This is a genomic window from Diaphorobacter sp. HDW4B (assembly GCF_011305535.1).
GTDB lineage: Bacteria > Pseudomonadota > Gammaproteobacteria > Burkholderiales > Burkholderiaceae_C > Diaphorobacter_A.
Genome location: NZ_CP049905.1, coordinates 3,469,962 through 3,481,626, shown reverse-complemented (window position 1 = coordinate 3,481,626; position 11,665 = coordinate 3,469,962). Strand labels below are relative to the sequence as shown.

Annotated in this window: 14 protein-coding genes; 4 read left to right on the top strand and 10 right to left on the bottom strand. The window is 60.9% G+C overall.

Annotated features, from left to right (window positions below; translation table 11 throughout):
• Positions 1 to 13 precede the first annotated feature (13 nt).
• Complete coding sequence (locus G7048_RS15960) at positions 14 to 250, top strand: twin transmembrane helix small protein (protein ID WP_205750280.1); 237 nt, start codon at positions 14 to 16, stop codon at positions 248 to 250.
• A gap of 309 nt (positions 251 to 559) precedes the next feature.
• Here G7048_RS15960 and G7048_RS15955 read toward each other — a convergent pair whose 3' ends face one another.
• The 7 genes from G7048_RS15955 to G7048_RS15930 all read right to left on the bottom strand — a co-directional run bounded on the left by G7048_RS15955 (position 560) and on the right by G7048_RS15930 (position 7,167).
• A complete protein-coding gene (locus G7048_RS15955; RefSeq protein ID WP_166069086.1) occupies positions 560 to 1,441 on the bottom strand; it encodes a cytochrome c oxidase subunit 3 in 882 nt (293 codons plus the stop codon).
• A gap of 65 nt (positions 1,442 to 1,506) precedes the next feature.
• Positions 1,507 to 1,716 (bottom strand): DUF2970 domain-containing protein, encoded by a 210-nt coding sequence (locus tag G7048_RS15950; RefSeq protein ID WP_166070999.1) that lies wholly within the window; start codon positions 1,714 to 1,716, stop codon positions 1,507 to 1,509.
• 38 nt (positions 1,717 to 1,754) lie between these two features.
• Positions 1,755 to 2,378 (bottom strand): cytochrome c oxidase assembly protein, encoded by a 624-nt coding sequence (locus tag G7048_RS15945; protein ID WP_166069085.1) that lies wholly within the window; start codon positions 2,376 to 2,378, stop codon positions 1,755 to 1,757.
• A gap of 13 nt (positions 2,379 to 2,391) precedes the next feature.
• Positions 2,392 to 2,502, bottom strand: a complete 111-nt coding sequence (locus G7048_RS28500; RefSeq protein ID WP_240932998.1) for a cytochrome oxidase small assembly protein — start codon at positions 2,500 to 2,502, stop codon at positions 2,392 to 2,394.
• Between the two features lie 30 nt (positions 2,503 to 2,532).
• Positions 2,533 to 4,164 carry a cytochrome c oxidase subunit I gene (gene ctaD, locus G7048_RS15940; RefSeq protein WP_166069084.1) on the bottom strand — a complete coding sequence of 544 codons (1,632 nt, stop codon included), beginning with the start codon at positions 4,162 to 4,164 and terminating at the stop codon, positions 2,533 to 2,535.
• 35 nt (positions 4,165 to 4,199) lie between these two features.
• Positions 4,200 to 5,780, bottom strand: a complete 1,581-nt coding sequence (gene coxB / locus G7048_RS15935) for a cytochrome c oxidase subunit II (protein ID WP_166069083.1) — start codon at positions 5,778 to 5,780, stop codon at positions 4,200 to 4,202.
• Positions 5,781 to 6,264: 484 nt separating this feature from the next.
• Positions 6,265 to 7,167 (bottom strand): class I SAM-dependent methyltransferase, encoded by a 903-nt coding sequence (locus G7048_RS15930; RefSeq protein WP_166069082.1) that lies wholly within the window; start codon positions 7,165 to 7,167, stop codon positions 6,265 to 6,267.
• 26 nt (positions 7,168 to 7,193) lie between these two features.
• Here G7048_RS15930 and G7048_RS15925 point away from each other — a divergent pair, with 26 nt between their 5' ends.
• Together G7048_RS15925 and trmL are read left to right on the top strand one after the other, a co-directional pair.
• Positions 7,194 to 7,913: a ComF family protein gene (locus G7048_RS15925; protein WP_166069081.1), complete on the top strand. Its 720-nt coding sequence runs from the start codon at positions 7,194 to 7,196 to the stop codon at positions 7,911 to 7,913.
• Between the two features lie 45 nt (positions 7,914 to 7,958).
• Positions 7,959 to 8,435, top strand: coding sequence for a tRNA (uridine(34)/cytosine(34)/5-carboxymethylaminomethyluridine(34)-2'-O)-methyltransferase TrmL (gene trmL, locus G7048_RS15920; protein WP_166069080.1), 477 nt, complete (start codon positions 7,959 to 7,961; stop codon positions 8,433 to 8,435).
• On the opposite strand, the gene G7048_RS15915 is transcribed toward trmL, so the two are convergent.
• A complete protein-coding gene (locus G7048_RS15915; protein WP_166069079.1) occupies positions 8,425 to 9,396 on the bottom strand; it encodes a LysR family transcriptional regulator in 972 nt (323 codons plus the stop codon). The two genes, trmL and G7048_RS15915, sit on opposite strands and share 11 nt — an antisense overlap.
• Before the next feature lie 182 nt (positions 9,397 to 9,578).
• Here G7048_RS15915 and G7048_RS15910 point away from each other — a divergent pair, with 182 nt between their 5' ends.
• The gene (locus G7048_RS15910) at positions 9,579 to 9,899 is read left to right on the top strand and encodes a DUF4148 domain-containing protein (protein WP_166069078.1); all 321 of its coding nucleotides are present in this window, start codon (positions 9,579 to 9,581) and stop codon (positions 9,897 to 9,899) included.
• A gap of 156 nt (positions 9,900 to 10,055) precedes the next feature.
• Here G7048_RS15910 and G7048_RS15905 read toward each other — a convergent pair whose 3' ends face one another.
• Together G7048_RS15905 and G7048_RS15900 are read right to left on the bottom strand one after the other, a co-directional pair.
• On the bottom strand, positions 10,056 to 10,673 hold the full coding sequence (locus tag G7048_RS15905; RefSeq protein ID WP_166069077.1) for a ParA family protein: 618 nt from the start codon (positions 10,671 to 10,673) through the stop codon (positions 10,056 to 10,058).
• A 96-nt stretch (positions 10,674 to 10,769) separates the two neighbouring features.
• The gene (locus G7048_RS15900; RefSeq protein WP_166069075.1) at positions 10,770 to 11,411 is read right to left on the bottom strand and encodes a LysE family transporter; all 642 of its coding nucleotides are present in this window, start codon (positions 11,409 to 11,411) and stop codon (positions 10,770 to 10,772) included.
• Between the last annotated feature and the right edge of the window lie 254 nt (positions 11,412 to 11,665).

Here is an 11,665-nt window from a genome sequence, read left to right as displayed (position 1 = left end):
AATAATGCACTCCATGAAATTCTTGGTCGCCCTAGCCTTTCTGGCCATCCTCGCGAGCCTCGGCTCCGCGCTCTTTTTCATGATGCGCGGCGGCCAGAAAGACGCCGACGACAACCGCAAACGCAGCAAACGCATGGCATGGGCACTCACCGCACGCATAGGGCTGTCCATTGTGCTCTTTCTCTGCGTGCTCATCGCATGGAAACTGGGTTATATCCACCCCACAGGACTACCCGTAAAAGCCAATTAATTGACTGACTGGCCACCACACCACAAGTTCCAAAAGCGAATCCGCGAAGCCAACAATCAACGAAGCGCAGCGAGCGACCAAGTCGATAACCACAACGCCAAGACAGCCCCTTAGCCGCGACGCGAAGCCGCAGACAGTACTCTCGTACGGCAAGGCTTCGCAACAAAGGATAAGGGGCTGTATTGGCGCCTCAAAACGATTCGCCAATCGAAGCCATAAGGCTTCGTAAAACATAACAAGAACAAAAACAAAAGCGCCCAAAACAGGCGCTTTTGAAACCAAGGGATGAGACAAAAAGTCTCAGTGGAATTACATCCAGTAGACGAGGATGTAAAGGCCCAGCCAGACCACGTCCACAAAGTGCCAATACCAGGCAGCCCCTTCAAATCCAAAATGCTTCTCCGGGGTGAAATCCCCCTTCATCAGACGAATCGTGATGAAGAACAGCATCAACATGCCGACAAACACGTGAAAGCCGTGAAAGCCCGTGAGCATGTAAAAGGTCGAGCCGTAAATGCCTGAATTGAGTTTGAGGTTCAGGTCGGTATACAGGTGGAAGTACTCATAGCCCTGCACGCACAGGAAGATGAAGCCCAGAATCACCGTGATCCACATGTAGTTGATGCACTTGCTGCGATGGTTTTCACGCAGCGCGTGGTGGGCGATCGTCAGCGTCACGCCGGAGGTCAGCAGCAGCGCGGTGTTGATGGTGGGCAGCCAGAACGGACCCACGGTCTGGAAGGGCTCGACCAGAGCGGCGGGCGCAGCGGTCACACCAGCAGCAACGCTGGGCCACACGGCCTTGAAGTCAGGCCAGAGCAGCGAGTTGTCGAGGCTGCCAAGCGCTGGCACGGAGTGCGCACGCGCCCACCACAACGCGGTGAAGAACGCGCCGAAGAACATCACTTCCGAGAAGATGAACCAGCTCATGCTCCAGCGATACGAGATGTCGATGCGCTCGCTGTAGAGCCCGCCGTTGCTTTCGCGACGCGCGTCGCCAAACCATTGCCACAGAACGACCCACCACCAGATCAGGCCGACGATGACCGAATACTTGCCCCATTCGTGGCCGTTGATCCATTGGCTTGCGCCCAGAATCACCAGAAACAGACCAATCGCCGACATCACCGGATGACGCGAGTCCGCCGGAACGTAGTAATAAGGCGTGGTGCCGTGGGTTGTTGCACTCATTTGCTGCTCCTGTATCTCTCGAATTCTCTGTTGTCGGTTGTTGGTTTGCTTGCTTATTCGTTTTCTCAGACTATCCAGTTCACCAGCGCTATCAGGCCACCCACCAGCAGGAACAGCCCGATCAGTCCCACCACGATGATGTGGATCGGGTTGAGCTTTTCTATGTCCTTCTGGTACTCGGAGCCCTTGCGCAATCCAATCATCGACCAAGCCACTGCGCGCACCGTGCGCAGCAGCGAGCCCTTGCGCTCGTGCGGCTTGTCGTTGCTGTTCATCGGCTCCTGATCTTTGGCCATGGCACCTGCCCCCTTGCTCATGAACGACCTCCTGCCGCTGCAGGCGTGGCGACCACAGCAGCGGTCGATTCCGGCGCTGCGGGCGTCTTGCCGCCCACTTCGAAGAAGGTATAGGACAGCGTGATCGTCGTGACGTCCTTGGACAGTCGCGGGTCGATCACGAAGGTCACGGGCCAATCGCGCTTCTCACCGGGCTCCAGCGTGTACTGGTTGAAGCAGAAGCATTCGAGCTTGTTGAAGAACGCGGTCGCCTGACGGGGTGCGTAGCTGGGAATCGCCTGCGCGGCCATGCGTCGGTCCTGCACGTTCTCGAACTCGTACATCACCGAGGCGAGTTCGCCCGGATGCACCTTGATCGAACTCTTGGCAGGCTTGAACTGCCAGGGGCCACGCGCGTTCGCATCGAACTCCACGGTGATCGTGCGGCTGTAGTCGACCTGCGAATTCTTGGGCACCTTCACGTCCTTGCCAGCCGTTCCGTTGCCGGGAACCTGGCGCTCGGAGAGCGAAAGAATGTTGATGCCGGTGAGCTCGCAGATGTGCTTGTAGATGGGGATGAGCACGTAGCCGAAGGCGAACATGCCGACCGTGATCACGGCCAGCTTGCCCACCATCTTGAGGTTTTCGCTTCGCATGCTCATCGCGTCATCCCGCTCAGTGCAGCCAGGTCATCTTCACCATGAAACCGATGAAGAACGCCACGGCAATCGACAGCAGAATCCATCCGAGTCGTGCGTTTGCTTTCTTCTGTTCCTGCGTGGCCATGGTGTCGATGTCTCCTGTTTTCTTGTCTGCTTAGCCGATCACGCGTGTCGCGGTAGCGTCCAGCTTGGGCGGTGTCTCGAAGGTGTGGAACGGTGCTGGCGAAGGCACTTCCCACTCCAGACCTTCCGCGGCTTCCCATGGCTTGGCGGGAGCCTTCTCACCCTTGCCGCGCATGGCGGGAACCACGACGAACAGGAAGAAGTACACCTGCATCAGACCGAAGCCGAAGGCACCGATCGACGCGACCATGTTGAAGTCGGCGAACTGCATGGGGTAGTCGGCATAGCGACGTGGCATGCCCGCCAGACCCAGGAAGTGCATCGGGAAGAAGGTGACGTTGAAGGTGATCAACGAGCCCCAGAAGTGGATGCGGCCACGGGTTTCGGAATACATCACGCCAGTCCACTTCGGAGACCAGTAGTAGTAGGCAGCGAACATGGAGAACAGCGAACCGGCCACCAGCACGTAGTGGAAGTGAGCCACAACGTAGTAGGTGTCCTGCAGCTGGATGTCGATGGGAGCCATCGACAGGATCAGGCCGGTGAAGCCGCCCATCGTGAACACGAAGATGAAGCCCACGCTGAACAGCATCGGCGTTTCGAACGTCATCGAGCCGCGCCACATCGTCGCCACCCAGTTGAAGATCTTCACGGCCGTGGGCACGGAGATCAGCATGGTGGCGTACATGAAGAACAGCTGCCCGGTCACCGGCATGCCGGTGGTGAACATGTGGTGCGCCCAGACGATGAACGACAAAATCGCGATCGACGAAGTGGCGTACACCATCGATGCGTAGCCGAACAGCTTCTTGCGGCTGAACGCGGGCACGATCTGGCTGACGATGCCGAAGGCCGGCAAGATCATGATGTACACCTCGGGGTGACCGAAGAACCAGAAGATGTGCTGGTACATCACCGGGTCACCGCCACCGGCGGGGTTGAAGAAGCTGGTGCCGAAGTGGCGGTCCGTCAGCGTCATGGTGATCGCACCGGCCAGCACGGGCATCACGGCGATCAGCAGGTAGGCGGTGATCAGCCAGGTCCACACGAACATCGGCATCTTCATCAGCGTCATGCCGGGAGCGCGCATGTTCAGGATGGTCACGATGATGTTGATCGCGCCCATGATGGACGAAGCGCCCATGATGTGCATCGCGAAGATGCCGGCGTCCATCGATGGGCCCATCTGCAGCGTGAGCGGTGCGTACAGCGTCCAGCCCGCAGCAGGTGCGCCGCCGGGCATGAAGAACGAGCCGACCAGCATTGCGGCCGCAGGAATCAGCAGCCAGAAGCTGAAGTTGTTCATGCGGGCGAAGGCCATGTCGGATGCGCCGATCTGCAGCGGAATCATCCAGTTCGCGAAGCCCACGAAGGCCGGCATGATCGCGCCGAACACCATGATCAGACCGTGCATGGTGGTGAGCTGGTTGAACAGCTCCGGATTGACCAATTGCAGGCCGGGTTCGAACAGTTCTGCGCGGATCAGCAGCGCCAGAATGCCGCCCACCATCAGCATGGTGAACGAAAACAGCAGATACAGCGTGCCGATGTCTTTGTGATTGGTGGCAAACACCCAGCGACGCCAGCCGTGCGGCGCGCCGTGGAGGTGATCGTCATGACCGTGATCGTGACCGTGGCCGTGGTTGTCCAGTACTGCGCTCATTGTCTTTTATCTCCGTTCGGTCTTCGTAGCTGGACTCATTGCGCAGCAATGATGTCGACACGGCGCGCCTGACGGTCGTCGCCTGCACCTGCGGTCACTGTCTCGGGCTTGCGCAGCTCGATGCGATCGGCGCCCACACCGCTGTCCGTCAGCACCTTGGCCACGGCCTGAGCACGCTTCTTGGCGAGCTCTGCATTCACGTCGGCGCTGCCGGTCGAATCGACAAAGCCGGACAGAACGATCTTGCCATCCTTGTGCGCGCCCCAGTAGTCGGCTGCGCGCTTGGCTTCGGCTTGTGCTTCAGGGCCAAGTTCGCTCTTGCCAGTTTCAAAGAAGATCTGGAAAGGGCCGTTGGCAGACGCCGCAGCGACCGGTGCAGCAGCAGCCGGGGCCGCGTCGGCCGCAGGCGCTGCCGCAGCAGGAGCAGCCGCGCCACCACCTGCCGGGAACTTGCCACCACGTGCCGCGACAAAGTCGGCGGGCTGCACCATGGTGCCGGTCTTGTTGCTCCAGTGGTTCTTGGCGAACGTGACCACGGCGGCCAGATCGGTGTCGCTCAACTGCTTCCATGCAGGCATCGCACCGTTGGCGCGGCCTTCGAGCACGGCGTGCATCATGTCGGCCGTGGGGCCGAGCACCACAGGGCTGCCGTCCAGCGCCTTGATCGGGCCAGCGCCCTTGCCGTTGGCCTGGTGGCAGGCCGCGCAGTTGGCGGCATAGACCTTCTCGCCACGAGTGACCAGATCGGTCAGCGCCCAGACCTTGCTCGGGTCGTCCTTCTTGGCTTCGGCCTTCTTCTTTTCTTCGGCGACCCACTTGGAGTAGTCCTCTGCGGACAGCACCTTCACGTGGATCGGCATGTAGGCGTGTTCCTTGCCGCACAGCTCGGCGCACTGACCGTAGTAGTCGCCCACTTTTTCTGCACGGAACCAGGTGTCGCGCACGAAGCCGGGGATCGCATCCTGCTTGATGCCGAAGGCCGGCACCATGAACGCGTGGATCACGTCGTTGGCGGTGGTGATCACGCGCACCTTCTTGTTGACAGGCACGACCAGCGGGTTGTCCACCTTGAACAGGTAGTCGTTGGGCGCCTGGCTCACGTCGCCGCTGTTGGACATCTGGCGCTGGGCGGTGTCGAGCGTGGAGATGTACGACAAGCCCTCGCCTTCACCGGAGAGGTAGTCGTAGCCCCACTTCCACTGGTAGCCGGTGGCCTTCACCGTGAGGTCGGCGTTGGTCGTGTCTTTCTGCGCGACCAGCACCTTGGTGGCGGGCAGCGCCATCAGGATCACGATGATGAAGGGAACAATCGTCCAGACCACCTCGACGGTGACGGACTCATGGAAATTCGCGGCCTTCGCGCCTTTGGATTTGCGATGCTTCCAGATGGAATAGAACATCACGGCAAACACGGCGATGAAGATCACCGTGCAGATGATCAACATCATCCAGTGCAGGAAATGCTGCTCTTCGGCAATGCGCGTAACAGGTGGCGCAAGATTGAGCTGTTTGACTGCCGGTCCACCGGGAAGATCCTGAACCGCATGGGCTGCTGTGCCCATCCATGCTCCGGTCACCAGCAACATAGAAGCCAGCTTATTGGAAATGCTCTTCATAGTTCTCACTTACTTCTAAGCCTCAATTTGACCAATCCCTGCCGTGTCGTGTCGTCTTCGTGGGTCAGACCATCGACAAAGCCATGCGAATTCCACTGACCAGACCATCCGGCGAGCCTCCCCGAAAACGGAATTCAGCCGACCCAACAATCCGGAGTCCACATGAACCCGGTTTCCATCAAATCCAGGCTGATCCTGCAGCCTGTTGTCTCCGCAATCCATCGCCGGATTAATTCGATTAATCCCGCTGAAACTTTTCGAATATCCACAGCATGCCTAGCGCACAAAACTCCCGCAATCCGCGTTAGTCCTGAGTCGAGCTGACATACGGCAATTCATATCTTGACTACCATCAAGATATACGCGGTGCACCGTCGATGAACGACCCACCGGCAAAAAGTTCCGAATCCGCAATCAACAAGAATTGTAGCGTGCCTTGATGAAAATCATTGACACCGTCGGGCCGGCACTCAGGTTTGCGTCTTTATTGACGACCTTTACGCAACATTGCGCGCATGTCCTGAAGAGACACTGCGCTATTGGCCTCGACGGGCACACGCGGTTCGGGTTTGAAGGCGTGGCCGTAAATAATCTCGAAGGTAATCGCTAATTGACCACCCGGTGCAGAATCCGTTAAGCGTTCTGCCAGCGCTTTTTCGAGCTGCTGCTTGAAACCGCGTCCGCGCAGCGCGCCAAACCGCTGTGGATGCAGATTGCGCCCCAATTCGCGCAATTCCTGCAGCAGCCGCTCGGGCGTCGCGAAGGTGAGCGTGATGCGCTCCATGTCCATCACCGGCTCGGCAAACCCGGCGTGCACCAGCATGTCGCCCCAGTCGTGCATGTCGGTCATCGCGTGACCGGGCACCGGCCAGCCCATATCGGCATAGAGCCTGTGGATCTCGCGCACCGTGTCCGGGCCGAGACAGGAAAACATCACATAGCCACCCACCGCCAGCGCCTTGTGCCACTGCGCGATCAAGGCTTGAGGATTCGCAGCCACATGCAAGGCCATGTTGGACCAGAGCATCTGCACGCTGGCATCCTCGGGCTTGCCGAACTGCTGCGACGGGCCTGACCAGCGGCCAAGACTCCACCACGGCTTGCCGAACAGCTCCTCGACACGCTGCCGCCCCTGGGCCGACGAGGTTTCGTGGATCTGGCTGGTCGCCTGCGCAAACTGCTGCTGCACCAGCGCATGGCCCTCGATGCCGCCATTGAGCGGGTCCCAGTCGCACCAGTTTGTGGGCTTGCTGGTCATCCACTGCAGGCGATCCTGCATGCGGCGCGCGATTTCCTCGTGCAGCCAGGGCGAAGCATCCACAGCACGCGCATGCCAGCGCTGCGCGGCGGTCGGATCAATGGTGGGGGGGAGTTGTTGTTCAGACATCGAGAAGGCCGAATTGTAGGGAGATCATGCAAATCACGAGCACGATAGGGAATTCCGTCCTGCGCACACTCCAGCGCCTGCTGCCCAGCCAGTGCGCGGTCTGCCACGGCTGGCCTGCGGCACGCATCTGCATGGCTTGCGTGGGACGATTTGCCTCACTTCGCCACCGCTGCCGCACCTGCGCGATGCCGGTGGCCGAGGGCGTTTCGCAATGTGGAGACTGCCTGCTGCACCCACCGGCTCTCGACGCCTGCGGCGCGGCGCTCGACTACCGCTACCCCTGGGCCGAGTTGATCGCGCAATTCAAGTTCGCGCCCTGCGATCCCGGCTGGGCGGCGCACTTGGGGCAACTCATACGGCGCGCCCCGCTGGCCAGTCCGTTCATTCACGAAGCCGATCTCGTGCTGCCGATCCCGCTCTCACGCGAACGCCTGGCCGAACGTGGCTTCAATCAGGCGCTGCTGCTGGCGCGTCGTCTCGGTGCCACCGAAAAAATCCGCACCGATCTGCTACTGCGCGTGCTGCACACACCCGCGCAGAGCCAGCTCACGCGCGCACAGCGATTGCGCAATCTGCGGGCCTCGTTTGCCGTCGATCCACTGAAAACTGCTGAAATCAAGGGACGCTGCGTGCTGCTCGTCGACGACGTGATGACCACCGGAGCCACATTGCAGACGGCGGCTCTGCGACTCAAGCAGGCCGGAGCAGCCGAAGTGCGCGCGCTGGTGCTGGCACGCACGGCATAGCGCCGCGCTCCGCTGTGCCATTCGAGGACGACGACAATACGCTCCATGTTTCACATTGTTCTCGTCGAACCCGAAATCCCGCCGAACACCGGCAACGTCATCCGCCTGGCCGCCAACACCGGGTGCATGCTGCATCTGGTCGAGCCGCTGGGCTTTTCGATGGAAGACCGCTACATGCGGCGCGCCGGGCTGGACTATCACGAATACGCCGACGTGCGAAAGCACGCCAACTGGGCCGCCCTGCTGCAGGACGAAAAGCCCGACACCACCCGCATGTTCGCAATGACCACGCGCGGCAGCCAGCCGGTTTTCGACACGGTATTCCAACCCGGCGACTGGTTCGTCTTCGGCTCCGAATCACGCGGTCTGGCGCCCGAGCTGCGCGACTCGTTTCCCAACGAGCAACGCCTGCGCCTGCCCATGCTGCCCGATCAGCGCAGCCTCAACCTCTCCAACGCCGTGGCGGTGACGGTGTTCGAGGCCTGGCGTCAGAACAGTTTTGTGAACGCACTTACTCGCTGAGCGGATCACTGAGAGGGCGGGCCGCATCGCGCTGCTGCGCCGCACGTTCCATCGCCGCATGCACCGAGTTGCGTGTGCGCTCGGTCAGGTACTCCAGAAACGCCTGCGTGCGTGCAGGCAGAAACTTGCGGCTCGGCAGGGCCGCGTAGAGCGTGAGCTGCCCGGTCGTCCACGGCGCGAGCACGCGCACCAACTTGCCGGTGTTGAGATACGGCGCGGCCAGTTCCATGGGCTGGGAGCCGATGCCTGCGCCGTCAAGAACGGCGCGCAGCAAGGTGTCCAGATAGTTGACCTGACAGACTGGCCGCACGGGCACTTCCACCGTCAGCCCATCGGCTTCGGGATTGGTGAGCTGCACCATGCCGATGCGCCGGTCCTGGTGCTTGAACTGCAGGCAGTCATGGTCCTTCAGATCGTCCGGCGTGAGCGGCGCGCCGCGCTCGTTCAGGTACTCGGGTGACGCGCAGAGCACGCCCATGGTCGTGATAATGGGCCGCGCGATCAGGTTGGCGTTGAAGCCCGAGGGCGCGGTCAGCAGCTTGATGTCGTAGTCGCTGACCGAACTCGGGCCGACCGCCTCGACCGACACATCGAAAGTCACCTGCGGATGCAGCCGCCGAAAGCCCGCGATCACCGGGGCGAGCAGATGCGTGGCAAGCAGCGGCGACGCCGAGATGTGCAGCACGCCCGCGATTTCCATGGTGTGAGCCTGCGCCACGGCACGCGCGTCTTCCACGTCGTTGAGGATGTGCCGCACGCGCGCCAGATAGGCCTCGCCCGCCTCGGTCAGCGAGACCTTGCGCGTGGTGCGCTGCAGAAGTCGCGCACCCACATCGCTCTCCAGCTCGGAGACATAGCGCGTCACGCCTGCGGGCGACATGTCCAGCGCGCGGGCTGCTGCGGCAAAACCGCCCTCGTCCACCACCGCCTGAAACACATGCATGGCCTGGAGCTTGTCCATCGTTTCTTGTCCAATTTGAAAAGTTCCCGCTAATTATTTCATTTTTCAAAACAATGAATTGCTTGCCAGATACTTTTTACCGTTTGATGACAGGAATAAAGTTCAACCATCGACGAACGAAAGACCTCGCTCATCGAAAACCGAACAAATCCAACCGATGAGTTGTTGAAAGGAAAAAGATCATGAAGAGCATTCTGAACACCGCCGCCGTAGTTGCCGTCCTCGCAGTGAGCGCCGTGAGCGCACAAGCCCAAGTGAACAGCGCCGAAGCCGGTTACGGCACCGACGTGACCAACGCCCAGAGCACCAAGTCACGCCAGCAAGTGATCAACGAATACCTCGCCGCTCGCAAGGACGGCACTCTGCCTCTGGTGGGCGACAGCTACACCGACCCTGCTGCTGACAACCACGGCGCAGCCGTCGCACGCTCGAACGTGCAACGTCAGGCCGCAGGTGCTGCTCACGCTGGCACCGCCATTCAAGGCGAAGGTTCGGTGCAGTAACTCACTCGCACAGAGCTTGCCGCAGCCGAGCACAGCGATGTGACGGCTGCGGGCCTTTCATAGGCACCCCAGAGAAGCAAAGAAAAAACAAAACGCCGCCCGAAATTCGTTTCGGGCGGCGTTTTGTTTTGTTTCTTCATCCGTTCGTTCGCGTGATCAGGCGTCCAGCCATTCGCAGATGCCCTGCCACTGTTCCAGATCGCGCGCGACGCGGCTGGGCGTCACATCGAACACGCTCAGGCCATGCGCGGCCAGATGGACGTAGTTCTGGGTGTCGCGCAGATAGCCGAGCACCGGCAGTTTCAGCCCGTCGATGAAATGGTGAAGCTGCTCCGACGCCAGCGTGCGCCCGTCCACGCGCATGCCGACGATGCCCACCTGCACGCCCTGCGCATGGCGATGCTCGGCCAGTTCGGCGAGAAATTCCTGCGTGGCGAAGATGTCGAACACGCTGGGCTGCAGGGGCACGATGATCTTGTCCGCGAGCTTGAGCACTTCCTTGAGCAGCCTGCCGTGCAGTCCCGCGGGCGTGTCGAGCACGGCATGGGTGGCGTCCTTGGGCGGGCGATCCAGGTCGTCTGAGGAAATTTGCCAGCGGGCAATCGGCCGGGCCGCCTCGGGCCGCTGCTGCAGCCACAGCCGCGATGACTGCTGGCGATCCACGTCGCCGAGCACCACGGTGCCGCCCTGGCGCGCGAAATAGCCCGCAACGTTGGTGGACAGCGTGGACTTGCCAACGCCGCCTTTGGGATTTGCCACTGCAACCACCGCCATGCCCGACTCCTTTGCAGAAATTGGGAGCAATGGTAGTCGCTTGGCATTTATTGCGCCAAACGGCGTGTATCTACCTGCTTTTGCAGGCCAAAAACATCAGGTCGCGTTCTGCCCGCCGCGCTTGACGAAGAACAGCCCCGTGCCCACCAGCATCAGCAGACCGCCAAACACGCGGTTCTGGTTGCGACGGGCGCGCTCGCTGCGCATCCAGCGGCGCAGCGCACTGGCGCTGGCGGCGTAGCCCGTCATCACCACCATGTCCACCGCCAGCAACGTGACCGCCATGACGGCCAATTGCGACCACAGCGGCTTCGCGTCGGTCATGAACTGCGGCAGCACCGCGACCATGAAGACGATGCCCTTGGGATTGGTCGCATTGGTCAGCATGCCGGTGAGAATGCGGCGGCGCAGGCTCATGGGCGCGACGTCCGCACCGGCTTCCATCGGGCTGCCCGCGCCCGAGCGCCATTGCATGAAGCCCAGATAGATCAGGTAGCAGGCGCCCAGCACCTTGACGATGTTGAAGGCCACTTCGGACGCAATCAGCAGCGAGCCCACGCCCGCACCCGCGACCAGCAGGATGAACAGCAGGCCGATTTCCAGCCCGATGATCGTGCCCTCGGTCTTGCGCACCCCGTACGAGAGACCGTGGCTCATGCACAGCACGGCCCCGGAGCCCGGCGAAATGGCGATCACCCAGGACGCTACAAAAAACGCCACCCACGTATGCCACTCCATGCCAACACTCCAATCCAGTCTGCGCGAACCAATTCAATGAAGCCGGAATTCTATGCAGCACCAAGCGCCTCTGCTGGCCCACGCACCAAAGCAGAGCGCATTCGCGGGAATAACGAATATTTACAAATGCGGAGCGCCATGTCGTCCCCACGGCGGCACGGGATGGCTATGGTGAATCAGAATCCGATCAGCGACCTCGGCCTCTGCCCCGACCCCGCTTTGCCCCATTCCGATTCCGATTACAACAGCACCGG